Genomic DNA, 22,324 nt, shown 5'->3' with positions numbered 1-22,324 from the left:
CGCTCCACTTTGGACCAAATGGTCAAAACACAACATCCAAAAGCACTCAAACCGTTGATTTCAAACGGCTTTCCCAATTGGCACGGGGCATGCATAGGGCTTTGCGACCTCGCAACAGGAGCTTCTGCATGAACGTTGGCATCTTCATTCCCATCGGCAACAACGGCTGGCTGCTCTCCGAGAACGCGCCGCAGTACAAGCCCAGTTTCGAACTCAACAAGGAGATCACGCTGACAGCCGAGCGCTACGGCGTGGACTTTGTGCTTTCGATGATCAAGCTGCGCGGCTTCGGCGGCAAGACCGAGTTCTGGGACCACAACCTCGAGTCGTTCACGCTGATGGCCGGGCTCGCCGCGGTCACCACGAAGATCAAGCTCTTTGCCACCGCCGCCTCGCTGGTGATGCCGCCGGCCATCGTCGCGCGCATGGCGTCGACCATCGATTCCATCTCCAACGGCCGCTTCGGCCTCAACCTCGTCACCGGCTGGCAGCGGCCCGAGTATTCGCAGATGGGCATGTGGCCCGGCGATCAGTTCTTCGGCACGCGCTACCAGTACCTCTCCGAATACATCCAGGTGCTGCGCGAGCTCTGGGGCAAGGGCCAGTCCGACTTCAAGGGCGACCACTTCCAGATGGACGACTGCCGCCTGAGCCCGCAACCGCAGGCCGACATGAAGGTGATCTGCGCGGGCCAGAGCGATGCGGGCATGGACTTCTCGGCCAGGTACGCCGACTACAACTTCTGCTTCGGCAAGGGCGTGAACACGCCCAAGGCCTTCGCGCCCGCGGCCGAGAAGCTCATTGAGGCCACGCGCAAGACCGGCCGCCACGTCACCACCTACGTGCTGATGATGGTGATTGCCGACGAAACCGACGAGGCCGCGCGCGCCAAGTGGGAGCACTACAAGGCCGGCGCCGACCACGAGGCCATCGCCTGGCTGGGCCAGCAGGGCGCGGCCGACACCAGGTCGGGCGCCGACACCAACGTGCGCCAGATGACGGACCCGACCTCGGCCGTCAACATCAACATGGGCACGCTGGTCGGCTCCTATGCCACCGTCGCACGCCTGCTCGACGAAATGGCCGAGGTGCCGGGCACCGAGGGCGTGCTGCTGACCTTCGACGACTTCGTGCGGGGCGTGGAGGCCTTCGGCGAACGCATCCAGCCGCTGATGAAGAGCCGCGCGCACGTGCAGAGCCCCGTGCCCTCGCAGGCCGAAACCGAGCGCCTTGCGGCCTGAGCAGGAGCCTCACGTGAGCACTCCCGCACGCAACACCACCCTCACATCGAACATCCCCGTTGGCGCGCCGCGCCTGCCCGGCGCTCCCGCACCGCAGGTGCTGCCCGCGCGGCCCGAGCCGCTCGCGCTGCATGCCACCGACTCGGCGCTGATCGTGGTCGACATGCAGAACGCCTATGCGTCGATCGGCGGCTATGTCGATTCGGCCGGCTTCGATATTTCCGGCGCGCAGGGCACCATTGCCAACATCGCGCGCACCATTGCGGCGGCGCGCGCGGCCGGCATGCTGGTGGTGTTCCTGCAGAACGGCTGGGACGCCGCGTATGTCGAAGCCGGCGGGCCGGGCTCGCCCAACTGGCACAAGTCGAATGCGCTCAAGACGATGCGCGCGAAGCCCGAGCTGCAGGGCAAGTTCCTCGCCAAGGGCGGCTGGGACTACGAGCTCATTGCCGAGATGAAGCCGCAGCCCGGCGACATCGTGGTGCCCAAGACGCGCTACAGCGGCTTCTTCAACAGCACGCTCGACAGCACGCTGCGCGCGCGCGGCATCCGCCACCTGGTGTTCACCGGCATCGCGACCAACGTGTGCGTGGAGTCGACCCTGCGCGACGCCTTCCACCTCGAATACTTCGCCGTGATGCTGGAAGACGCGACGCACGAGCTCGGCGGCGCGGCCATCCAGAAGGCATCGGTCTACAACGTGGAGACCTTCTTCGGCTGGGTCTCCACCGTCGACGACTTCGTGCGCAGCTTCGCGCCGGCCGCCTGACTTTCAATCGTTCAACCCACAGCAAGGAACTCCCATGCCCAAGCAAGCCATCATCCCGGCCGGAACCACCACGCCGATCGCTCCCTTCGTGCCCGGCACCATGGCCGACGGCGTCGTCTACGTGTCGGGCACGCTGCCCTTCGACAAGGACAACAACGTGGTCCACGTGGGCGACGCCTCGGCGCAGACGCGCCACGTGCTCGAGACGATCCAGAACGTGATCAAGACCGCCGGCGGCACCATGGACGACGTGACCTTCAACATGATCATGATCAAGGACTGGGCCGACTACGCCAAGGTGAATGCGGTGTACGCCGAGTTCTTTCCGGGCACCAAGCCCGCGCGCTACTGCATCCAGTGCGGCCTGGTGAAGCCCGATGCGCTGGTCGAGATCGCCTCGATCGCCCACGTCGGCAACAAGGCCTGAGCATGCCGCTGCACTACGAAGTGCATGGGCCGGCCGATGGCGAGGCGGTGCTGCTGTCGTCGGGCCTCGGCGGTTCGGCCGCCTTCTGGCAACCGCAGCTTGGCGCGCTGGTCGAGGCGGGCCATCGCGTGATTGCGTACGACCAGCGCGGAACGGGCCGCAGCCCCGCCGCGCTGGACCTGGGCTACGCCATTGCCGACATGGCGCGCGACGTGGTGCAGATTCTCGATGCCACGGCCACGCCGCGCTGCCACCTGGTGGGCCATGCGCTGGGCGGGCTCGTCGGCTTGCAGCTGGCGCTCGACGAACCCTCGCGCGTGGCCAGCCTGGTGCTGGTCAATGCGTGGTCGAAGCCCAATGCGCATTCGGCGCGCTGCTTCGATGCACGGCTCGCGCTGCTCGATGCCTGCGGACCGCGCGCGTACGTGGAGGCGCAGCCGATCTTCCTGTACCCCGCGGCCTGGTGCGCGGAACATGCGCAGCGCGTGGCCGACGAGGTGGACCATGCGTTCGCGCACTTTCCGGGCGAAGCCAACATGCGCGCACGCATCGGTGCGCTGCGCGCCTTCGACGTCGACGCGCGCCTTGGCGACATCACCGCGCCCACGCTGGTGGCCGCCGCCATGGACGATGCCCTGGTGCCGTGGACCTGCTCGCAGCGCCTGGCCGATGGCCTCAAGGACGTGACGCTCCACTTCATGCCGCACGGCGGCCATGCGCACAGCGTGACCGAGGCCGCCGCCTTCAACCGCAGCCTGATCGACTTTCTTGCCCGGGTCAGCGCACCCGGCGTTCTTGCCTGACCATGATGAAACCTGCTCTCGACGACGCCGCACTGGCGCTTCTTTTTACCGAGGCGCGCAGCCACAACGGCTGGACCGCCGAACCCGTGACCGACGCGCAGATCCGGCAGATCTACGCGCTTGCCTGCATGGGACCGACCTCCGCCAACTGCTCGCCCGCGCGCTTCGTGTTCGTTCGCACGCCCGAAGGCAAGCAACGCCTCGCGCCGTCGCTTTCCAAGGGCAACCTCGACAAGACCATGGCGGCGCCCGTCACGGTGATTGCGGCTTGGGACCGCAGGTTCTACGACAAGCTGCCCACGCTGTTCCCGCATGCCGACGCGCGCAGCTGGTTCACCGGCAGCCCCGAGGCCGCGCACGAAACCGCCTTTCGCAACGCCAGCCTGCAGGCGGCCTACCTGCTGCTCGCCGCGCGCGCCGTGGGGCTGGATGCCGGTCCGATGTCGGGCTTCGACAAGGCGAAGGTCGACGCCGCGTTTTTCGAGGGCACCGACTGGAGCGCCAACTTCCTGATCAACCTCGGCCATGGCGATCCGGCCAAGGTGTTCGGCCGCCTGCCGCGGCTCGCCTTCGACGAAGCCTGCTTCCTCGCCTGAAGCCCGTCTTCACGGAAACTTTTCTCATGCTGCTCAACGCAATGGCCTCCAACCACGTCATGCCGAGCGGTGCGCCGCCCGCGCTGCCCAAGGCCGACTACCGCAACGCCATGGCGCGGCTGGGCGCGGCGGTCAACATCATCACAACCGACGGCCCCGCGGGCCGCGCCGGCTTCACTGCCTCGGCCGTGTGCAGCGTGACCGACGAGCCGCCGATGCTGCTGGTGTGCCTGAACCGCTCGGCCTCGGTGTATCCGGCGTTCACGGCCAACGGCGTGCTCTGCGTGAATGTGCTGTCGGCGGGCCACCAGGCGCTCTCGGGCCTGTTCGGCGGCAAGACGCCGATGGACGAACGCTTTGCCGCGGGCCGATGGAGCCGCAAGGCCACGGGCTCGCCGGTGCTCGAAGATGCCGCGGCGTCGTTCGACTGCCGCGTGGTGCGGGCCACGAGTGCGGGGACGCATGACGTGCTGTTCTGCGAGGCCTTGGCGATTGCCATCGGTGGGGCGGCGCAGAGCCTGATCTATTTCGATCGGCGGTATCACGAGATCGCGGCGCCGCCGCACTGATTTTTTGTCCCCTCTCCCGGAGGGAGAGGGAGTAAATCCCCCTAACGCGGCGCGATGCCCTGCAGCACGATCCGCTGCACGTTCTCCACCGTCTGCTCGAAGAAGGCCGGGTCTTCGAGCGTATGCCCCGTCAGCGCCTGCACCTGCACGCCGAAATCGGCGTAGTGCTGCGTGACGGCCCAGAGCGCGAAGATCAGGTGGTGCGGATCGACCGGCGCCAGCTTGCCGGCGGCGATCCATGAGCGGATGACCTCCGACTTGCGCTCCACCAGCGTGCGCAGTTCGCGGTCGAGCTCGTCGCGCAGGAGCGGCGCGCCCTGGATCATTTCGAGGCAGAACAGGCGCGATGCATCGGGCCGGTCGCGCGAGACCACGAGCTTGCGGCGGATGTAGCCGCCGATGGCTTCGCCCGGATCCTGCTCGTCGCTGAAGCCGCGCAGCGGCTCGAGCCACAGCGCGAGCAGGTCGCGCAGCACGTTGACGTACAGCTCCTCCTTGTTGGCAAAGTAGTAGAGCAGGTTGCTCTTGGACACATCGGCGCGCGCCGCCACCTGGTCGATCGACGTGCCATGCAGGCCGAAGCGCGAGAACAAACCCAGCGCGGCGCCGAGGATGGCGCTGCGCTTGTCCTCGATCTGGCGCAGCCTGCGGCTCACCGCGGACGCGCTGCGCACGGCGGGTTTCGCGCGCTGGCGCGCCGGGCCCTTCACCGGGATCTTCTTCTTGGTGCTGCTGGCTGCGGCCAGCGCCTTGGTCTTCGGCATCTTCCCTCGCTTCATCGATTGCTGGTTCTTCTTTCAACGCGCACCACTGTAAGGCCGCGGTGCATCGCGTTGCGCCAAGGCGGCCTTCACACGCCGCCGGCACGCACCATGCTGACGCGGCCAACGCGTTTTGTCCATTTGGTCCAACTGGCACAGACGTTGCATGGCGAAAGGCATGCCAAGCACGAGGACCGACACATGAGCACCCTGCTGTCCGTACCCATCATCGATCTCGCGCCCTACTTCGCCGGCACGGCCGAAGGCAAGGCGCAGGTTGCGGCCAAGGTCGACGAGGCCTGCCGCAGCATCGGCTTTCTGGTCATCACCAACCATGGCATTCCCGCCGAGCTGATCGCGCGCGTGTCGCGGCTCTCGCGCCAGTTCTTCGACATGCCGCTGGCCGAGAAGCGCAAGGTCGACCGGCCGCGCGAAGACGCGGTGCGCGGCTACAGCGCGGTCGGCGAAGAGGGGCTTTCGTACAGCCTGGAAGAGGCCGCGCCCGGCGACCTGAAGGAATCGTTTTCCGTCGGCCCCTCGAACGTGCCCGACGACGACTACCACCGCGGCCCCGCCGCCGGCCCGCACTTCGAGCCCAACAGCTGGCCGCCGATCGACGGTTTCCGCGAAGCCTATGAAAGCTACTTCGAGGCCATGAGCGATCTCTCGCGCTCGCTGATGCGAATCTTCGCGCTCGGCCTTGCGCTGCCCGAGACCTTCTTCGACGACAAGATCGACAGGCACATCAGCATGTTCCGCGTGCTGAGCTATCCGCCGCAGCGCGAAGCGCCGCTGCCGGGCCAGCTGCGCGCGGGCGCGCACAGCGACTACGGCAGCCTCACGATCGTGCTGCCCGACGACAAGGGCCTGCAGGTGTTCAACAAGGCGGGCCAGTGGGTCGACGTGCCGCAGGTGGAAGGCGGCCTGGTGGTCAACATTGCCGACCTGATGATGCAGTGGACCAACGACCAGTGGGTGTCGACGCTGCACCGCGTGGTCAACCCGCCGTTCGAGGTGGCCAGCACCAACCGCCGCCAGTCGCTGGTGTTCTTTCACCAGCCCAACTACGACGCGATGGTCGAGTGCCTGCCGAGCTGCCTGGCGCCGGGCGAGCAGCCGAAGTACGCACCGATTTCTTCGGGCGACCACCTGACCTCCAAGTTCGTCAAGCAGACGACCTTTGGTGGGACCAAGGTGGCGGCCTAGGCCCACGATGAAGACCTGCTCTTCGATTTGCTGGGTTCCTTGTCCGGGGCGCGCTCCCGCCGACGGGGTACCTTGCTCCGCGAATGTCCTCCGGCCTGCGGCCTCCCCCTTGATTTCGCTGCGCAAGGCACCCCATCGACGTGATCGTTGGGCAGAGCGGTCGTTGATCCGCCAGCACAAGCGCCGCGCCTCTCGTGCACAGGGCATCGAGTGCTCCCCGCAGCGAAATCAAGGAGGAGGCCGCAGGCCGGGGGACATTCGCGGAGGGGAGTACCCGGTGGCCTGTGCACGCGCCCTGAACAACAGCGCCAAGAAAAACTGACATGCCCCATCTCTCCTACGTCAACATCTTCGCAAAGGACGTGGCCGCGCTCAGCGGCTTCTACCAGCGCGTGTTCGGCTTCCCCGAGATCGAGGCGATCCGCTCGTCGATCTTTCGCGGGCTCGATACCGGCAAGTCGAGCCTCGGCTTCAACGCGCTCGAAGCCTACGAGCTGCTGCACCTGGCCGAATTTTCCGACACTCGCGGCGTGAAGTTCCTGCTGAACATCGACGTCGACAGCAAGGACGACGTCGACCGCATGGTGCCCATTGCACTCGAGGCCGGCGCCACGCTGGTGAAGCCGCCGTACGTCACCTACTACAACTGGTACCAGTCGGTGCTGCTCGATCCCGAGGGCAATGTGTTTCGCATCAACTTCATGATGTGACGCACGCAGTGTTCTTTCTCTCCGTCATTCCCACGCTTCCCACGAAAGGCTGCTCCATGCTGCGCACTCTCACCCCCGGCCTCGCCCTGGCGCTCGCAGCCGGCGGCGCGTTCTTCACGCTGCCCGCCGCGGCCGCCGACGGCTTCACGCTCAAGGACAAGCCGAAGATCGCGATGCTCTACTTCGGCCCGAAGAACGACGGCGGCTGGACGCAGGCCTTCGACGAGGCGCGCGTGAAGATCGAGAAGGAGATCGGCCAGAAGATCCAGTTCGTCGAGAACGTGCCCGAAGATGCATCGGCCATCAAGCCCGCGGCCGAGAAGTTCATCCAGCGCGGCGCCAACATCGTGATCGGCACCGCCTTCGGCTACTCCGACAGCTTCAAGGACCTGGCCGCCAAGTACCCCGGCGTGGCTTTTCTCAACGGCTCGGGCACCACCAACGGCGGCAATCTCGAATCCTTCTACGGCCGCACCTACGAGAGCCAGTATCTCTGCGGCATGGCCGCGGGCGCGGCCTCCAAGAGCGGCAAGCTCGGCTTCGTCGCGGCCAACCCCTTCGGCGTGGTGAACTGGACCATCAACGCCTTCGCGCTCGGTGCGCAGAAGATGAACCCCAACGCCACGGTCAACGTGATCTACACCGGCGCCTGGAACGACCCGGTGAAGGAACGCGCCGCCGCGGCCGCGCTGATCGACCAGGGCGCCGACGTGATCGGCCAGCACGTCGACTCGCCCACGCCGCAGATCGTGGCGCAGGAGCGCGGCGTGTACGGCACCGGCCACCACCGCGACCTGCGCCAGTTCGCGCCCAAGGCCACGCTGTGCTCGTCGGTGTGGGTGTGGGACCGCTTCCTGACGCCCGAGCTCAAGAAGATCATGGCCGGCAACTGGAAGCCCGGCCAGTACGGCGCCTTCATCGAGATGAAGGACGGCGGCACCGACATCGCGGGCTTCGGCCCCGCGGTGCCCAAGGACAAGGCCGCGCTGATCACGGCCGAGCGCGACGCCATCATGAAGGGCAAGCAGGTCTACGCCGGCCCGCTCGCCGACCGCGACGGCAAGGAGCGCGTGGCCAAGGGTGCGGTGCTGTCGGATGCCGAGCTCTGGAAAATGGACTGGTTCGTCAAGGGCGTGGTCACGCAGAAGTAAGCAGGCCGGCCGATGCCCAACGCGCTCCAGCTCACCGGCATCCGCAAGTCCTTCGACGGCTTTGCGGCACTGACCGACGCGCACTTCGAAGCGCGCTGGGGCGAGGTGCATGCGCTGCTGGGCGAGAACGGCGCGGGCAAGTCCTCGCTGATGAACATCGCGGCCGGACTCTATGCGCCCGAGGCGGGCCAGCTGCTGGTCGACGACAACCTGGTGCGCCTTGCCGGACCGCGCGATGCGGCCAGGCACCGCATCGGCATGGTCCACCAGCACTTCAAGCTGGTGCGGCCGTTCACGGTGGCGCAGAACATTTTGCTCACCGCGCCGCAGCCGGCCGAGTTCCAGAGCCACGGGGAGCGCCTGCGCGAGATTTCGCGCGACATCCGCAACAGGGCCTCGGAGCTGGGCTTCGAGATCGATCCGTCGAAGCGCATCGATGCGTTGTCGATCGCGGAACAGCAGCGCGTCGAGATTCTCAAGGTGCTGCTCGCGGGCGCGCGCATCCTGATTCTCGACGAGCCGACCGCGGTGCTGACCGACCGGGAAGCCGCGCGCCTGTTGCAGACGGTGCAGGGCCTCGCGCGCGCCGGCTCCGCCGTGGTGCTGGTCACGCACAAGATGGCCGACGTGAAGACCTATGCCGACCGCGTGACGGTGATGCGCGGCGGCCGCACGGTGGCCACGCTGGAGCCGGGCGCCGCCTCGGTGGCCGAGCTCGTGAAGCTCACGGTGGGCGAATCGGTTGCCGCGCAAGGCTTTCAAGCGGCGAAGTCGCCGCGCGGCCCGGTGCGGCTCGCGGTGCGCGGCCTGCGCTCGGCGGCATCGCCCGAGGGCCGCCGCGTGCTCGACGGGGTGGACCTCGAACTGCATGCGGGCGAAATCTATGGCCTGGCCGGTGTCGGCGGCAACGGTCAGGGCGAGCTGGCCGGTGCCATCATGGGCCTGCCGGATGCCGGCGGGCCGCTCGAAGGCGAGATCCATCTCGATGGCCACGGCGACCTCAAGGCCATGGCCGCACCCGAGCGCCGGAACATGGGCATTGCCGCGATCCCGGCCGACCGCTACGGCCTCGCGCTGGCCGGCAGCCTTTCGGTGGCCGAGAACTACGCGATCGGCCGCGTGCACACCGGCCGCTACGGCCCCGCCTGGCATCTGCGGCGCCGCCGCATCCAGGACGATACGCAGGAAGCGGTTCGCGCCTTCGATGTGCTGGGCGTGCGCTCGGTGGCACAGAAGGCCGCGCTGCTGTCCGGCGGCAATGCGCAGAAGCTGGTGCTCGCGCGCGAATTCGGCAAGGCGCCCTCGCTGGTGCTCGCGCACAGCCCGAGCCGCGGGCTCGACGTGCGCGCGAGCGCCGAGGTGCATGCGCGCCTGCGCGCCGCGCGCGACAGCGGCGCCGCGGTGCTGCTGATCAGCGAAGACCTCGACGAGGTGCTGCAGCTGGCCGACCGCGTGGGCGTGATGACGCGCGGGCGCATCGCCGGCGATTTCGCGCAGCCCGCCGACCGGCAGGCCATCGGACAGGCGATGGTGGACCATGGTTGACGCCACGCTCGCGGCCATCGCGCAGCCGGCGCAGGCCGATCCGGATGCCGCGCAACGGGCACGGCGCCAGCCGCTGGCGCGCCGGCGCTATGCGCTGGAGATCCGCCAGCACATGGGATGGCGGCGGCAGGCGCTGATCCTTGCGGCGGCGCTCCTGGCCGGGCTGGCGATTTCCGCCGCCATTCTGGTGGCGGCCGGCGTTCCCGCCAACGAGCTCGCCAACGAGTTCGTGATGCAGACCTTCTTCGACGGCCAGAACTTGCGCGCCGTGCTGTTCCAGGCCGCACCCATGGTCCTCGTGGGCCTGGCCGGCTCGCTGGCGTTTCGCGCGCGCTTCTGGAACCTGGGGCTCGAGGGCCAGATGATCTGGGGCGCCATCGGCGCGACGGCCGTCTCGATGTGGCAGATCGGCCCCGAGCCGCTGCGCCTGCCGCTGATGTTCACGGCCGCCATCGGCTGCGGGCTGCTCTGGGTGCTGGGGCCGGCGTGGCTGAAGATCAGGCTCGGCGTGAACGAGATCATTTCCACGCTGATGCTCAACTACATGGCGGCCAACTTCCTGCTGCACCTGGTCTATGGCAGCTGGAAGGACCCGAAGGACAACTTCCCCTATTCGCCGCAGTTCCGCGCCTTCGAGCGGCTGCCCGAACTGGGCGCCGGCGTGAGCAGCGCCATCGTGCTCGCGGCCGTGGTGGCGCTCTTCGCATGGTGGCTGGTGGGCGTGAGCCGCGCCGGGCTGTACCTGCGCTTCGTCGACGCCAATCCGCGCGTGGCGCATGCCAATGGGGTGCCGGTGCGCCGCACCATCTACGGCGCCGTGCTGCTCTCGGGCGCGATGGCCGGGCTCGCGGGCCTGGCGGTGGCCTCCGGGCAGGAAGGGCGGCTCACGCAGGCCTTCTACCAGGGCTACGGCTTCTCGGGCATCCTGATTGCCTTTCTTGCGCGCAACAACCCGCTCGCGGCCACCGTGGTGGCGCTGCTGGTGGCGGCGCTGTTCGTCACCGGCCGCAGCCTGCAGGTGTTCTACCAGGTGCCGTTCTCGATGGTGCAGCTGATCCAGGCCATCATCGTGGTGTGCGTGGCGGCCAGCGATTTCTTCATTCGCCATCGGCTGCGGCGCGTGGGTGCGGAGGCGCTGCAATGAGCGGCGGCATCGTGCTGAACTGGCTCGCGAGCACGCCCGATTTCGCGGTGCCCTATGCGCTCGCGGCGCTGGGCCTGATCATCAGCGAGCGTGCGGGCGTGCTGTCGCTCGGCGCCGAAGGCCTGATGTTGGTCGGAGCGCTCGCGGGCATCGGCGCACAGATCGCCATGGGGCAGCCGGCCGTGTCGCTGGTGCTGGCGATGCTCGCGGCCAGCGCGGTGTCGCTGCTGTTCGCGGTGATGGTGATCTGGCTGCGCGTGAACCAGGTGATCGCGGGGCTGGCGCTGGTGTTCTTCTGCCAGGGCCTCACGGCGCTCGTCGGCTCGCTGGCCGAATGGACCAACCATGCCACCGGGGGCATCGGCACGATGGCGCTGTGGCCGCTGTCGCTCCTGCCCGGCGCCGGCCGGCTGTTCGAGCAGAACGCGATGGTCTGGCTCACGCTGCCGATCTTCCTTGCCGTGGCGTGGTTCTTCTCGCGCACCTCGGCCGGGCTGCGGCTGCGCGCGGTGGGCGAGAACCCGCAGGCGGCCGATGCGGCCGGCATCCGCGTCGCCATGTGGCGGCTGGCCGCGGTGCTCGCGGGCGCGGCGCTGGTGGGGCTGGCTGGCGCGTACATCTCGGTGGTCAGCACCAAGCTGTGGATCGCGGGCATGACCGGCGGGCGCGGCTGGATCGCGGTGGGGCTGGTGATCTTCGCGCGCTGGTCGCCGTGGAAGGCGCTCGTGGGCGCGCTGCTGTTCGGCTGCATCGAGGCGCTGATCCCGCAGCTCGCGGCGGCCGGCGTGCAGCTGCCGCAGTACTTCGTGATGATGACGCCCTATGCGGTGACGCTCGGGGTGATGGTGTGGGTCGCGCTCTCGCGGCGCGGCGCCGACGAAGAGCCCGGTGCGCTGGGCCAACCCTACGTGCGGGAAGAGCGCCGATGAAGGCCTGGGTCTACAACGAGGAGCGCGAGCTCGACGCGGCGCAGTTCGCCGACTACCTGAACCCGGCCACCACCGCGGTCGTGTCCATCGACATGCACCGCGGCCACCTGGACGACAGCCCCGACTGCCCCTGCCCCGCGCCGCGGGCGCGCGACGTGGTGGCGCCCATCGACAGCTTCCACGACGCGGTGCGCGCGCTGGGCGTGCGCATCGTGCACATCCGGTCGGTGCTGCGGCCCGGCGGCGTGGACGATGTCCACGGCATTCCGTCCGCATGGCGGCGCACCTTTCCGCTGCACGTGGGCGCGATTCCGAATGCCGACGCGCACGCCATCGAAGGCTCGAAATGGACCGAGTGGGTCACGCGCGTGGCGCCCGGCGACATGCGCGTGGACAGCAAGCGGCGCCTCTCGGCCTTCTACCCGACCGACCTCGACTTCCTGCTGCGCAACCAGCGCATCGAGACGGTGGTGCTCAACGGCGGCTTCACCGACTGCTGCGTGCTCAACACCGCCTTCGACGCCAGCAACCGCAACTACCGCGTGATCGTGCTGCGCGACCTGGTGCGCGGCACCGATGCGCACCTGGAAGGCGCGGCGCTCGCGATGGTGTCGCTGCACCTGGGGCTGGTGCTCGACTCGGCCGAGCTGCTGCGCCAGTGGCGCCGCTGAAAAGCTAGCCGAGCCAGCGCTGCGCGACCGCCTGCATATCGCCCTGCGCAGCCTCCCACACCAGCTCGGGCGCCGCCACGTGCACGCCCGGCGGCGCGATGCGCAGCGCCAGGTCGACCAGCTCGGCCACCTTCGACGCGCGCACCGGCTGCTCGCTCGTCGGCACCATGAAGCGCACGATCGACAGCATCCAGGCCGCGAGCCTTTCGGCGGGGTTGGCGAACTTCGCATGGAGCGGCTTGCGCGCCGAGCGCACGAGGATCACGCGGTCGAAGCCGTTGGCGACCACGGCCTGCTCGTCGAGGCTCGCGAGGCCGCGCTTGAGCGCCTCGGGCAGCTTGCCCTGGTCGTGCGGCTGCACGATGGCCAGCGTTTGCACGCCGCAGGCGCGCAGCCAGCGCGCGAGCTCGGGCAGGTCCGAAGGCTGCGGCACCCAGAGCGCGCGTTCGCGGTCGTGGTAGAGCCGCGGCGGGTCGAAGGCGATGACCGCGCTGTCGGCCGATGTCAGCGGCCATTGCGCGATCGGCAGGCCGGGGACGAGGCAGGTCTCGACGCCGCGCAGCCCGTCGCGGATCGGCTCGCCTGCCAGCACGCGCGCATGGGCGAAACGGTGGCTGCCCGCGAGCCGGCGCAGCAGCTCCTGGCCCAGGGCGCCGGTCGCGCCGGCCACCAGCAGCGTGCCGGCACCTGCCGCGGCGGGCACGGGTGCTGCGCGGTTTGCGGCCCGCAGGGCATGGAGGGGATCGAGGGCCATGGAGCCTTCTATGCTAACTTCGGCTTCCTTCTGCGGAGGTAATGCAAATGACGATGATGAAACGCTGGCTCCTGATTCTTGCGGCGGCCCTGTCCCTGAGCGGCTGCGGCTACAACCAGTTCCAGTCGCTCGACGAGGCCAGCAAGTCGGCCTGGAGCGAGGTGCTCAACCAGTACCAGCGGCGCTCCGACCTGGTGCCCAACATCGTGGCCACCGTGAAGGGCGAGGCCAGCTTCGAGCAGGACACGCTCACCAAGGTGATCGAGGCGCGCGCCAAGGCCACCTCGATCCAGGTTTCGCCCGAGACGCTCAACAACCCCGAGACCTTCAACAAGTTCCAGCAGGCGCAGGGCGAGCTGTCGAGCGCGCTGTCGCGGCTGATGGTGACGGTCGAGCGCTATCCGGAGCTCAAGGCCAACCAGGCCTTCCGCGACCTGCGCGTGACGCTCGAAGGCACCGAGAACCGCATCACCGTGGCGCGCAACCGCTACATCCAGACGGTGCAGGAGTACAACGTGCTGGCGCGCAGCTTCCCGACCAACATCACGGCCAAGATCTTCAACTACGAGCCCAAGCCCAACTTCTCGGTGCAGAACGAAGCGCAGATCTCGACGCCGCCGACGGTCGATTTCAGTGCACCTAAAAAGTAAGACGCCCGCCTGATGGCCCTTGCCCTCTTCCGCCGCGCGCTGGCCACCGTCCTGCTGGCTGCGGCCGCGTGGGGCGGCCTTGCGGCAGCGGCATGGGCGCAGGGCCTGCTGCCGGTACCGGCGCTCACGGCGCGGGTGATCGACCAGACGCAGACGCTGGCCGAATCCGAGCGCGCCGATCTCGAAGCCAAGCTGGCCGCGTTCGAGCAGCGCAAGGGCTCGCAGATGGTGGTGCTGATGGTGCCCACCACCGAGCCCGAAGACATTGCGAGCTACGCCAACCGCGTCGGCAACGCCTGGAAGATCGGGCGCAAGGAGGTCGGCGACGGCATCCTGGTGATCGTGGCCAAGAACGACCGCAAGATGCGCATCGAAGTGGCCAAGGCGCTCGAGGGTGCGGTGCCCGACCTCGCGGCCATCCGCATCATCGACGAGGAGATGAAGCCGCGCTTTCGCAACAACGACTTCGCGGGCGGGCTGAACGCTGCCGTGGCCCGGCTCATCGGGCTGGTCGACGGCGAGGCGCTGCCCGCGCCTTCCAGCGGCGGCGACACCGATTCCAGCGAAGGCATCGACTGGGAGAACCTCGCGATCTTCCTGTTCATCGGGGTCTTCGTCGCGGCGCCGATCGTGCGCTCGATCGTCGGCAAGAAGCTGGGCTCGGTGGTCATGGGCGGCGGCATCGGCGTGATTGCCTTCCTCATCACGACCAGCATCGTCATCGCGGTGCTGGCGGGCATGGCGGCGCTCATGGTGTCGCTGTTCTCGGCCGTGGCTGCGACGAGCCCCGGACGCCGCGGCGGTGGTGGTGGCGGATTCGGCGGCTGGGGTGGCGGCGGCGGTGGTGGCTGGAGCAGTGGCAGCAGCGGAGGCGGCGGCGGCTTCAGCTCCGGCGGCGGCGGCGATTTCGGAGGCGGCGGCGCCTCGGGGGACTGGTAGGCATGGCATCGGCAACGCTTTTCTCCAGGCTCGCCCGCATCTGGCGCCACCAGTGGATGGACGAGGCCGATGTGCGGCGCGTGCTGCCCGATGCCGCCATGGAACGCCTCGCGGCGCGCGTGGCCGCGAGCGAGCGCCGCCACAGCGGCGAGATCCGCATCTGCGTGGAAGCGGGCCTGCCATGGTCCTACCTGCGGCGCAATGCCTCGGCGCGCGAGCGTGCCGTCACGCTGTTCGGCAAGCTGCGCGTGTGGGACACCGAGCACAACAACGGCGTGCTCATCTACCTGCTGCTGGCCGAGCATGCGATCGAGATCGTGGCCGACCGCGGCATCGATGCGCGCGTCGACGATGCCGAATGGGCCGCGATGGCGCAGCGCATGGGCGCAGCCTTCCGCGAAGGCCGCTTCGAGGACGGGCTCACGCAGGCGCTGGAAGAAATGTCGGCCTTGCTGGTGGCGCACTTTCCGCTGGCGCACGACCAGGCCGACAGCAACGAACTGCCCGACCAGCCCGTCGTCCTCTGACTTTCTTTCTCCCTCCCCTTCCGGGGGAGGGCCGGGGTGGGGGCAAGCTGCGTTGACACTGGGCACGCTCTGCCTGCCCCCATCCCAGCCTTCCCCCGGAGGGGGAAGGAGCTGAATCCTTACTCCGATGACGGCAGCGCCCACACGGCCGCGCCGCCCACCGCATAGAAGCGCCGCCCCGGCGCGCGCTCCATCAGCCACCCGCCCGTGAACTCGCCGAAAGCCGGCAGCACGGCCTGCTGCGCGTCGCTCACGAAACAGGGCAGCCGCACGCTGTCGCGCCCCGGCCCGTACAGCCTGCACACGGGATGCAGGTGCCCCGCGAGCACGAAGTGCGTGGCATGCGCCTGCGGATGGTGGCAGCAGGCAAAAGGGCCGAGCAGAAACGGCTCGTCGACCACCTCGATGCCGAGTGCGGCGGGCGGATCGCCCGCGCGGCTGTCGTGGTTGCCCCGCACCAGCACCATGCCGACGGAGGCATGCGCTGCGCGCCAGGCGGCCAGCGCCGCCAGCACCTGCGGCGTGCGCGCCTGCGCCGCATGCAGGAAGTCGCCAAGGAACACGATGCGCTGCGGTGCATGGACCGCCACGAGCGCATCGAGCCGCGCCAGGTTCTCTTGCGTGGTGCCGCCCGGCACCGGCTGCCCGAGCGCGCGGTAGGTCGCGGCCTTGCCGATGTGCAGGTCGGCAATGAACAGCACGCGGCCCTCGGGCCACCAGAGGGCGTGCTCGGGCAACAGGTGCAACAGTTCGCCGGCCCACTGGACCGGGAGCGCCGATGCGGGGAGATTCGAAGCGGTCACGGGCCACGAGTGTCGCAAAAGAAGCGCGGGCTGGCGGCCGTCTTGCAATTCACCCCGCGAGCCCCAGTTCTTCGTCATGACCGAAACGCCTTCGCTGCACATCGTCTGCCCGCACTGCCACACGACCAACCGCGTGCGCGCGGCGCAGCTGGGCAGTGCGCCCGACTGCGGCAGCTGCCACCGCGCGCTGTTCACCGGCCATTCCGCCGCGCTGCCGGACGAAAAGACCTTCGACCGCCACATTGCACGCAATGAAATTCCGGTACTGGTGGACTTCTGGGCGCCCTGGTGCGGCCCGTGCCGCCAGATGGCACCGGGCTACGAACAGGCCGCGGCCCAGCTCGAACCGCAGGTGCGGCTGGCCAAGGTCGACACGGAAGCCGTGCCGGCGCTGGGCGCGCGCTTCAACATCCGCAGCATCCCGACGCTGGCGCTGTTCCGCGGCGGCCGCGAAGTGGCGCGCCAGGCCGGCGCCATGGGTGCGGCGGACATCGTGCGCTGGGTCAAGGCGCACGGCGCGGGCTGAACTGAACGGCTCACAGCGGCGGCAAGGGCCGTGACGGCCGCCTGCGTTCGCGGCGCGGCGCAGACGGCGGCTTGCCCGGCCCTTCCTGGCCGAATGCGAGCGTGCGCTTCACGCGTTCCACGCCCCCGGCCGTGACCACGCCGCCCGCGGCCTTTTCGAGCTGCTCGACCATGCGCGCAATGCGGTCGGCCACGTTCTCGTTCGACAGCTTCTCGCGGAACAACTCGACCATCAGCGGAAACGAAAAAGGCGTGGGCCGCTCGAGCGGCTTCAGCACCAGCTGCTGAGTCGCCATGCGCGCGAGGCTGGCAGCCAGGCGGCCGATTTCGAGTTCCTGCGCAAGCAGTTCCTGCTCAGCCTGAAGCAGCAGCTTGTTCGCCGGGTCGTACTTGCGGAACACCTCCCAGAACAGCGAGGACGAGGCCTGCAGCTGCCTGCTGCTGCGCTTCTCTCCCGGATAGCCCTGGAAGATCAGCCCCGAGACGCGCGCGATCTCACGGAAGCGGCGCTGCGCCAGTTCGCCCGCGTTGAGCGAGGCCAGCACCTCGTGCAGCAGCGTGGCATGCGCATCCTCGCCCTGGGGCAGGCGCAGCACCTGCGGCAGCAGCGCGGGCCAGTCGACCGGTATGGCGCTCAGCAGCTCAAAGCCGTAGTCGTTCACCGCGATGGAGAAAGTGCGCGCCTCGTGCTGCGCCACGCGCCAGGCCAGGAGGCTCGCCAAGCCCATGTGCACATGGCGTCCCGCGAAGGGATAGAGGAACAGGTGCGAGCCTTCGCGCGTGGCGAGCGTTTCGGCCAGCAGGGTCTGCGGCGTGGGCAGGGCCGACCATTGCTGCTGGATCTCGAGCAGCGGCCGCACGCACTGCAACTCGGGCGATGCGTAGCGACCCTCGCCGGCCAACGCGAGCTGCTGCACCACCGCATCGGCCAGCGTGGTCGACAGCGGCATGCGCCCGCCGTTCCAGCGCGGCACCGCGGCACGCTTGCCGGTGGCGCGCCGCACCCAGGCCGTCATGTCGTGGATGCGCACGAGCTCGAGCAGCCGGCCGCCGAACAGAAAGCAGTCGCCGGGCTTCATGCGCGCGACAAAGCCTTCCTCGACGCTGCCGATTTTTGCGCCGCCCATGTACTGCACCGCCATGCTGGCGTCGCTCACGATGGTGCCGATGTTCATGCGGTGGCGCCGCGCGAGCCGCGCGTCCGGCACGCGCCAGACGCCCTCTGCATCAGGCACCGCGCGGCGGTAGTCGGGATAGGCGGACAGCGAAGGCCCGCCCTGCGAGACGAAGGACAGGCACCAGGCCCAGCTCTCGCGCGACAGATCCGCATAGGCGGCGGTGCTGCGCACTTCGGCATACAGCTCGTCGGGCACGAAACCGCCGCCGAGCGCCACGGTCACCAGATGCTGCACCAGCACGTCGAGCGGCTGCACCGGCGTGTGGCGCGCCTCGATGTGGCCGGCCGCGATGGCCGCGCGCGCCGCGGCGCCCTCGACCATCTCGATGCTGTGCGTGGGCACGAGCGTGATGCGCGAGGGCCGGCCCGGCGCATGGCCAGAGCGCCCCGCACGCTGCAGCAGTCGCGCCACGCCCTTGGGCGAACCGATCTGCAGCACGCGTTCGACCGGCAGGAAGTCCACGCCCAGGTCCAGGCTCGAGGTGCAGACCACGGCCTTGAGCTCGCCGTTCTTCAGGCCCAGCTCGACCCACTCGCGCACCGCGCGGTCGAGCGAGCCGTGGTGCAGCGCGATGATGCCCGCCCATTCGGGCCGTGCCTCGAGCATGGCCTGGTACCAGATCTCCGATTGCGAGCGCGTGTTGGTGAACACCAGCGTGGTGCTGCTGGCGGCAATCTCGTCGAGCACCTGCGGCAGCATCGTGAGGCCCAGGTGGCCGCCCCACGGAAAGCGCTCGGCGCGACCGGGCAGCAGCGAATCGACCATGAGCTTCTTGGGCACCGCGCCCTGCACCAGCACGCCCTGTTCACGCCCCAGCAAGGCGTGCATGGCCTCCTGCAGATTGCCGAGCGTGGCCGACATGCCCCACACGCACAACGCCGGGTTCCAGCGCCGCAGCCGCGCGAGCGCGAGCTGCACCTGCACGCCGCGCTTGTTGCCGAGCAGTTCGTGCCATTCGTCGACCACCACCATCTTCACGCGGCCCAGCACCTCGCCCGCGTCGGCGCGGGCGAGCAGCAGCGAGAGGCTCTCGGGCGTGGTGACGAGCACGGTGGGCAGGCGCTCGTTCTGCGCGCTGCGCTCGGCCGGCGAGGTGTCGCCGCTGCGCGCGCCGGCACTCCAGCGGTGCACGTCGATGGCCTGGGCATCCATCGCCTCGAGCGGCTGCTGCAGCGCGCGCAGCGTGTCGGCCGCGAGCGCGCGCATCGGCGTGATCCACAGCACGGTGAGCGGTGGTGGCGTGGTCTTTCCGGTGCGCGAGGGCGGCGGTGCCGCAGACGAGAACGCCTGCAGCGCGCCGAGCCACACGGCGTAGGTCTTGCCCGCGCCGGTGGTCGCATGCAGCAGGCCGGACTTGCCTTCGGCAATAGCCTTCCATACGTCGCGCTGGAACTTGAAGGGCTTCCAGCCGCGCGCTGCAAACCAGGCGTCGAGCGCCGCCTTGACTGCTGCTGCCTTGCTCCTTCCCCTCCCGGGGGAAGGTTGGGATGGGGGCTCGCGGCTTTCGAGAGGCGGCTGATCCTTGATACGCCGCTGGCCCCCACCCCTGCCCTCCCCCGGTAGGGGAGGGAGAAATTCGGGGTCCACGGGTGCGGTCATGGCGGCAGCAACGCAGCGAGCGTCTGCAGGGTATCGGCCTCTGCCACCGGCTTGTCCTCGCGCCAGCGCAGCATGCGCGGAAAGCGCACGGCGATGCCGCTCTTGTGGCGCGCGCTGCGCGCGATACCCTCGAAGCCGAGCTCGAACACCAGCCTGGGCTCCACGCTGCGCACCGGGCCGAAGCTCTCGACCGTGGTCTTGCGGATGATCGCGTCCACGCGCGCCATCTCGGCGTCGGTGAGGCCCGAATAGGCCTTGGCAAAGGGCACGAGCTTGCGGCCTTCCTGTTCGGGCGGGCCGTCCCAGACGGCGAAGGTGTAGTCGCTGTAGAGGCTCGCGCGCCGGCCGTGGCCGCGCTGCGCGTAGACGAGCACGGCGTCGATGCTGAGCGGATCGATCTTCCACTTCCACCACACGCCCACGTCCTTGGTGCGGCCCACGCCGTACTGCGCGTCGCGGCGCTTGAGCATCATGCCTTCCACGCCCATGCTGCGCGCCGCTTCGCGCTGGCGTGCGAAGTCGCTCCACTCGATGCCGGTGAGCATCGGACTCGGCAGCAGCGACGGGTGCTGCATGCGCGTGACGAGCTCGTCGAGCAGCAGCCGGCGCTCCGACTGCGGCAGCGCGCGCAGGTCGCGCCCTTCCCATTCGAGGATGTCGTAGGCCAGCAGCACCACCGGAATCTCGCGCAGCAGCTTCGCGCCCAGCGTCTTGCGGCCGATGCGCTTCTGCAGCTCCGCGAAGGGCTGCACGCGGTCGTCGCGCCAGACGGCAATCTCGCCATCGAGCACCGTGCCGTCGGGCAATGCGTCGCCCAGCACGGCCAGCTCGGGGAAGCGCTCGGTCACCAGTTCCTCGCCGCGCGACCACAGCCAGGCGACGCCCGCGCGCTTGACCAGCTGCGCGCGGATGCCGTCCCACTTCCATTCGATGATCCAGCTGGCCGGCGAGCCGAGCACGGCATCGAATTGCTCGAGCGGCAGGTTGAATGCATGCGCGAGAAAGAACGGGTAGGGCTGCCCGCTGGTCTTCTGCGCCTGCTCCGCACCCGACTCGGGCGCGATCAGCGCGCGGTAGTCTTCCGCCCGCGGCCGGCCGCCGATGTGGGTGTAGCCCATGAGGCGCTGCGCCACGCGCTTGGGATCGATGCCGCCCACGCCCGCGAGCGCCTGCGTGACCTGCAGCTTCGACACGCCCACGCGAAAGGCGCCGGTGATGAGCTTGAAGTACACCAGCCGCTCTTCGGCCGCGAGCTGGCGCCACTGCGCGCGCAGCCGCGCGGGGAGTTCGTCGGGCGCGGCCTTGCCGGCTTCGCGCAGCGGCAGCAGATGCTCCTCGACCCAGCGCGCCAGGCCGAGGTCGTGCGCCTCGGTGGGCGGCGGCAGCAGCAGGGCGATGGTCTCGGCCAGGTCGCCGACCGCCTCGTAGCTCTCGTCGAACAGCCATTCGGGCAGGCCCGCGGCCTCCTGCGCGAGCAGGCGCAGCAGCTTGGTGGGCACGAGCTGGCGCGGCTTGCCGCCGGCCAGGAAGTACACGGCCCAGGCGGCATCGGCCGGATCGGCCTCGCGCAAGTAGCGCTGCAGCGCGGCCTGCTTGGCGAGGCTCGAGGTGCTGGCGTCGAGTTCGCGGTAGAGCGCGGCGAAGTCCTTCATGGCTTTGCTCCTTCCCCTTCCGGGGGAAGGTCGGGATGGGGACTCTCGGCGTCCCTATCGAGCGCCGCTTGCCCCCTCCCCGGCCCTCCCCCGGAAGGGGAGGGAGCTTCCTGGTCGTCTTCATCACCGTACTCGGTCCTGAAGCCCTGCGCATCCAATCCGTTCTCTCCGAGCCAGCGCACCATCACCGCCACGCTGCCGTGGGTGACGAACACCCGCCCGGCCCCCGTGCCTGCGATGGCCTGCTGCAGGCCGGGCCAGTCGGCGTGGTCCGACATCACGAAGCCGCGGTCCACGCCGCGCCGGCGGCGCGTGCCGCGCAGCTGCATCCAGCCGCTTGCGAAGGCGTCGGCATGGTGGCCGAAGCGGCGCATCCACGGCGTTCCCTGGGCCGAGGGCGGTGCCAGCACCAGCGCGCGCTTGAGCAGCGCGGCATCGACGCCCGCATCGGTCACGCGCAGCGTCTGCGGCAGGGCCACGCCCGCGGCGCGGTACACCGCATTGAGCGGCTCCACGGCGCCGTGCACCACGATCGGCCCGATCGATGCATCCACGCCATGCAGGATGCGCTGCGCCTTGCCGAAGGCATAGCAGAACAGCACCGACGCGCGGCCGGCCTCGGCATTGGTGCGCCACCAGGCGTCGATCTCGGCGAACAGCATGGCCTGCGTGGGCCAGCGGTAGATCGGCAGGCCGAAGGTCGACTCGGTGATGAAGGTGTCGCATGGCACGGGCTCGAAGGGCGCGCAGGTGCCGTCGGGCTCGGTCTTGTAGTCGCCCGAGGCCACCCAGACGCGGCCGCCGTGTTCGAGCCGCACCTGCGCCGAGCCCAGCACATGGCCGGCCGGATGCAGCGAGACGCGCACGCCGCGGTGCGCGATCGCCTCGCCGTACGGCAGCGTCTGCAACGCGATGTCGCCGCCAAGGCGGGTGCGCAGCGTGCCGGCGCTGTCGGTGTGCGCGAGGTAGTGGCCGTGACCGGCGCGCGCGTGGTCGGAGTGCGCATGGGTGATGACGGCGCGCGCCACCGGCCGCCAGGGGTCGATGTAGAAGTCGCCCGGCGGGCAGTAGAGGCCCTCGGGGCGCGCCACCACGAGGTCGCCAGGGCGCAAGGCGGAACTGTGGGGCAGCGGCGCGGTCATGGCCCGACATCGTAGGCCGGCGCGGTGGTCCGC

The 22,324-nt window shown here is 69.2% G+C and carries 23 protein-coding genes; 17 read left to right on the top strand and 6 right to left on the bottom strand.

Annotation, left to right across the window (positions count from 1 at the left end; all coding sequences use genetic code 11):
• Positions 1 to 128 precede the first annotated feature (128 nt).
• Genes rutA through rutF form a run of 6 tightly spaced genes read left to right on the top strand, consistent with a single transcriptional unit; the run spans position 129 to position 4,405 of the window.
• Positions 129 to 1,241 (top strand): pyrimidine utilization protein A, encoded by a 1,113-nt coding sequence (gene rutA / locus L1081_RS22730; protein WP_489414179.1) that lies wholly within the window; start codon positions 129 to 131, stop codon positions 1,239 to 1,241.
• Positions 1,242 to 1,254: 13 nt separating this feature from the next.
• Positions 1,255 to 2,010 carry a pyrimidine utilization protein B gene (gene rutB / locus L1081_RS22725; RefSeq protein ID WP_489414178.1) on the top strand — a complete coding sequence of 252 codons (756 nt, stop codon included), beginning with the start codon at positions 1,255 to 1,257 and terminating at the stop codon, positions 2,008 to 2,010.
• 34 nt (positions 2,011 to 2,044) lie between these two features.
• Positions 2,045 to 2,437 (top strand): pyrimidine utilization protein C, encoded by a 393-nt coding sequence (gene rutC, locus L1081_RS22720; protein WP_124958891.1) that lies wholly within the window; start codon positions 2,045 to 2,047, stop codon positions 2,435 to 2,437.
• Between the two features lie 2 nt (positions 2,438 to 2,439).
• Complete coding sequence (gene rutD, locus L1081_RS22715) at positions 2,440 to 3,240, top strand: pyrimidine utilization protein D (RefSeq protein ID WP_489414177.1); 801 nt, start codon at positions 2,440 to 2,442, stop codon at positions 3,238 to 3,240.
• A gap of 5 nt (positions 3,241 to 3,245) precedes the next feature.
• Positions 3,246 to 3,836, top strand: coding sequence for a malonic semialdehyde reductase (locus L1081_RS22710; protein ID WP_489416827.1), 591 nt, complete (start codon positions 3,246 to 3,248; stop codon positions 3,834 to 3,836).
• Between the two features lie 26 nt (positions 3,837 to 3,862).
• Positions 3,863 to 4,405 carry an NADH-dependent FMN reductase RutF gene (gene rutF, locus L1081_RS22705; RefSeq protein WP_489414176.1) on the top strand — a complete coding sequence of 181 codons (543 nt, stop codon included), beginning with the start codon at positions 3,863 to 3,865 and terminating at the stop codon, positions 4,403 to 4,405.
• 41 nt (positions 4,406 to 4,446) lie between these two features.
• Here rutF and rutR read toward each other — a convergent pair whose 3' ends face one another.
• Positions 4,447 to 5,169: an HTH-type transcriptional regulator RutR gene (gene rutR / locus L1081_RS22700; RefSeq protein ID WP_489414175.1), complete on the bottom strand. Its 723-nt coding sequence runs from the start codon at positions 5,167 to 5,169 to the stop codon at positions 4,447 to 4,449.
• 198 nt (positions 5,170 to 5,367) lie between these two features.
• Between rutR and L1081_RS22695 the strand changes: the two genes are divergently transcribed.
• From L1081_RS22695 to L1081_RS22665, 7 genes are all read left to right on the top strand, one after another.
• Positions 5,368 to 6,372: a 2-oxoglutarate and iron-dependent oxygenase domain-containing protein gene (locus L1081_RS22695; protein WP_489414174.1), complete on the top strand. Its 1,005-nt coding sequence runs from the start codon at positions 5,368 to 5,370 to the stop codon at positions 6,370 to 6,372.
• Positions 6,373 to 6,695: 323 nt separating this feature from the next.
• Entirely contained in the window at positions 6,696 to 7,082 is a 387-nt protein-coding gene (locus L1081_RS22690; RefSeq protein ID WP_489414173.1) for a VOC family protein, read from the top strand.
• Positions 7,083 to 7,138: 56 nt separating this feature from the next.
• Positions 7,139 to 8,233, top strand: coding sequence for a BMP family ABC transporter substrate-binding protein (locus tag L1081_RS22685; protein ID WP_489414172.1), 1,095 nt, complete (start codon positions 7,139 to 7,141; stop codon positions 8,231 to 8,233).
• Positions 8,234 to 8,245: 12 nt separating this feature from the next.
• On the top strand, positions 8,246 to 9,778 hold the full coding sequence (locus L1081_RS22680) for an ATP-binding cassette domain-containing protein (protein WP_489414171.1): 1,533 nt from the start codon (positions 8,246 to 8,248) through the stop codon (positions 9,776 to 9,778).
• Positions 9,771 to 10,922 carry an ABC transporter permease subunit gene (locus L1081_RS22675; RefSeq protein WP_489414170.1) on the top strand — a complete coding sequence of 384 codons (1,152 nt, stop codon included), beginning with the start codon at positions 9,771 to 9,773 and terminating at the stop codon, positions 10,920 to 10,922. The genes L1081_RS22680 and L1081_RS22675 overlap by 8 nt, the downstream gene beginning before the upstream one ends.
• Positions 10,919 to 11,851: an ABC transporter permease subunit gene (locus tag L1081_RS22670; RefSeq protein ID WP_489414169.1), complete on the top strand. Its 933-nt coding sequence runs from the start codon at positions 10,919 to 10,921 to the stop codon at positions 11,849 to 11,851. Before L1081_RS22675 ends, L1081_RS22670 begins: the two co-directional genes overlap by 4 nt.
• Positions 11,848 to 12,522, top strand: coding sequence for an isochorismatase family protein (locus L1081_RS22665; RefSeq protein WP_489414168.1), 675 nt, complete (start codon positions 11,848 to 11,850; stop codon positions 12,520 to 12,522). The genes L1081_RS22670 and L1081_RS22665 overlap by 4 nt, the downstream gene beginning before the upstream one ends.
• Before the next feature lie 4 nt (positions 12,523 to 12,526).
• Here L1081_RS22665 and L1081_RS22660 read toward each other — a convergent pair whose 3' ends face one another.
• Positions 12,527 to 13,276: a hypothetical protein gene (locus tag L1081_RS22660; RefSeq protein WP_489414167.1), complete on the bottom strand. Its 750-nt coding sequence runs from the start codon at positions 13,274 to 13,276 to the stop codon at positions 12,527 to 12,529.
• Positions 13,277 to 13,332: 56 nt separating this feature from the next.
• On the opposite strand from L1081_RS22660, the gene L1081_RS22655 reads away from it, so the two are divergent.
• From L1081_RS22655 to L1081_RS22645, 3 genes are read left to right on the top strand one after another with little or no spacing between them, the layout of a single operon-like run.
• Positions 13,333 to 13,926: a LemA family protein gene (locus L1081_RS22655; RefSeq protein ID WP_489416826.1), complete on the top strand. Its 594-nt coding sequence runs from the start codon at positions 13,333 to 13,335 to the stop codon at positions 13,924 to 13,926.
• A 12-nt stretch (positions 13,927 to 13,938) separates the two neighbouring features.
• Entirely contained in the window at positions 13,939 to 14,865 is a 927-nt protein-coding gene (locus tag L1081_RS22650; protein ID WP_489414166.1) for a TPM domain-containing protein, read from the top strand.
• A gap of 2 nt (positions 14,866 to 14,867) precedes the next feature.
• Positions 14,868 to 15,392: a TPM domain-containing protein gene (locus tag L1081_RS22645; RefSeq protein ID WP_489414165.1), complete on the top strand. Its 525-nt coding sequence runs from the start codon at positions 14,868 to 14,870 to the stop codon at positions 15,390 to 15,392.
• A gap of 119 nt (positions 15,393 to 15,511) precedes the next feature.
• Here the strand turns inward: L1081_RS22645 and pdeM are convergent, their stop codons facing one another.
• Complete coding sequence (gene pdeM, locus L1081_RS22640; RefSeq protein WP_489414164.1) at positions 15,512 to 16,195, bottom strand: ligase-associated DNA damage response endonuclease PdeM; 684 nt, start codon at positions 16,193 to 16,195, stop codon at positions 15,512 to 15,514.
• Positions 16,196 to 16,271: 76 nt separating this feature from the next.
• Between pdeM and trxC the strand changes: the two genes are divergently transcribed.
• The gene (trxC, locus tag L1081_RS22635) at positions 16,272 to 16,721 is read left to right on the top strand and encodes a thioredoxin TrxC (protein WP_209501056.1); all 450 of its coding nucleotides are present in this window, start codon (positions 16,272 to 16,274) and stop codon (positions 16,719 to 16,721) included.
• Between the two features lie 10 nt (positions 16,722 to 16,731).
• On the opposite strand, the gene L1081_RS22630 is transcribed toward trxC, so the two are convergent.
• Genes L1081_RS22630 through L1081_RS22620 form a run of 3 tightly spaced genes read right to left on the bottom strand, consistent with a single transcriptional unit; the run spans position 16,732 to position 22,291 of the window.
• Complete coding sequence (locus tag L1081_RS22630; protein ID WP_489414163.1) at positions 16,732 to 19,497, bottom strand: ligase-associated DNA damage response DEXH box helicase; 2,766 nt, start codon at positions 19,495 to 19,497, stop codon at positions 16,732 to 16,734.
• Entirely contained in the window at positions 19,494 to 21,149 is a 1,656-nt protein-coding gene (locus L1081_RS22625) for an ATP-dependent DNA ligase (RefSeq protein ID WP_489414162.1), read from the bottom strand. Before L1081_RS22625 ends, L1081_RS22630 begins: the two co-directional genes overlap by 4 nt.
• On the bottom strand, positions 21,146 to 22,291 hold the full coding sequence (locus L1081_RS22620; protein ID WP_489414161.1) for a ligase-associated DNA damage response exonuclease: 1,146 nt from the start codon (positions 22,289 to 22,291) through the stop codon (positions 21,146 to 21,148). Before L1081_RS22620 ends, L1081_RS22625 begins: the two co-directional genes overlap by 4 nt.
• Positions 22,292 to 22,324 lie beyond the last annotated feature (33 nt).

Source organism: Variovorax sp. MSC1_012 (genome assembly GCF_023667525.1).
Lineage (GTDB): Bacteria > Pseudomonadota > Gammaproteobacteria > Burkholderiales > Burkholderiaceae_C > Variovorax > Variovorax beijingensis_B.
Note: the sequence above shows the minus strand (reverse complement) of the source record. Positions and strands in the feature narration are given on the sequence as shown.

Excerpts from the sequence above, each read along its gene's own strand:
- L1081_RS22630 (WP_489414163.1), bottom strand. The coding sequence starts at position 19,497 with ATGACCGCACCCGTGGACCCCGAATTTCTCCCTCCCCTACCGGGGGAG.
- trxC (WP_209501056.1), top strand. The coding sequence starts at position 16,272 with ATGACCGAAACGCCTTCGCTGCACATCGTCTGCCCGCACTGCCACACG.
- L1081_RS22660 (WP_489414167.1), bottom strand. The coding sequence starts at position 13,276 with ATGGCCCTCGATCCCCTCCATGCCCTGCGGGCCGCAAACCGCGCAGCA.
- rutA (WP_489414179.1), top strand. The coding sequence starts at position 129 with ATGAACGTTGGCATCTTCATTCCCATCGGCAACAACGGCTGGCTGCTC.
- L1081_RS22670 (WP_489414169.1), top strand. The coding sequence starts at position 10,919 with ATGAGCGGCGGCATCGTGCTGAACTGGCTCGCGAGCACGCCCGATTTC.
- L1081_RS22695 (WP_489414174.1), top strand. The coding sequence starts at position 5,368 with ATGAGCACCCTGCTGTCCGTACCCATCATCGATCTCGCGCCCTACTTC.
- L1081_RS22675 (WP_489414170.1), top strand. The coding sequence starts at position 9,771 with ATGGTTGACGCCACGCTCGCGGCCATCGCGCAGCCGGCGCAGGCCGAT.
- L1081_RS22655 (WP_489416826.1), top strand. The coding sequence starts at position 13,333 with ATGAAACGCTGGCTCCTGATTCTTGCGGCGGCCCTGTCCCTGAGCGGC.
- rutF (WP_489414176.1), top strand. The coding sequence starts at position 3,863 with ATGCTGCTCAACGCAATGGCCTCCAACCACGTCATGCCGAGCGGTGCG.
- L1081_RS22620 (WP_489414161.1), bottom strand. The coding sequence starts at position 22,291 with ATGACCGCGCCGCTGCCCCACAGTTCCGCCTTGCGCCCTGGCGACCTC.
- L1081_RS22665 (WP_489414168.1), top strand. The coding sequence starts at position 11,848 with ATGAAGGCCTGGGTCTACAACGAGGAGCGCGAGCTCGACGCGGCGCAG.
- rutR (WP_489414175.1), bottom strand. The coding sequence starts at position 5,169 with ATGCCGAAGACCAAGGCGCTGGCCGCAGCCAGCAGCACCAAGAAGAAG.
- L1081_RS22650 (WP_489414166.1), top strand. The coding sequence starts at position 13,939 with ATGGCCCTTGCCCTCTTCCGCCGCGCGCTGGCCACCGTCCTGCTGGCT.
- L1081_RS22690 (WP_489414173.1), top strand. The coding sequence starts at position 6,696 with ATGCCCCATCTCTCCTACGTCAACATCTTCGCAAAGGACGTGGCCGCG.
- L1081_RS22625 (WP_489414162.1), bottom strand. The coding sequence starts at position 21,149 with ATGAAGGACTTCGCCGCGCTCTACCGCGAACTCGACGCCAGCACCTCG.
- L1081_RS22685 (WP_489414172.1), top strand. The coding sequence starts at position 7,139 with ATGCTGCGCACTCTCACCCCCGGCCTCGCCCTGGCGCTCGCAGCCGGC.
- rutD (WP_489414177.1), top strand. The coding sequence starts at position 2,440 with ATGCCGCTGCACTACGAAGTGCATGGGCCGGCCGATGGCGAGGCGGTG.
- rutC (WP_124958891.1), top strand. The coding sequence starts at position 2,045 with ATGCCCAAGCAAGCCATCATCCCGGCCGGAACCACCACGCCGATCGCT.
- L1081_RS22680 (WP_489414171.1), top strand. The coding sequence starts at position 8,246 with ATGCCCAACGCGCTCCAGCTCACCGGCATCCGCAAGTCCTTCGACGGC.
- L1081_RS22645 (WP_489414165.1), top strand. The coding sequence starts at position 14,868 with ATGGCATCGGCAACGCTTTTCTCCAGGCTCGCCCGCATCTGGCGCCAC.
- L1081_RS22710 (WP_489416827.1), top strand. The coding sequence starts at position 3,246 with ATGAAACCTGCTCTCGACGACGCCGCACTGGCGCTTCTTTTTACCGAG.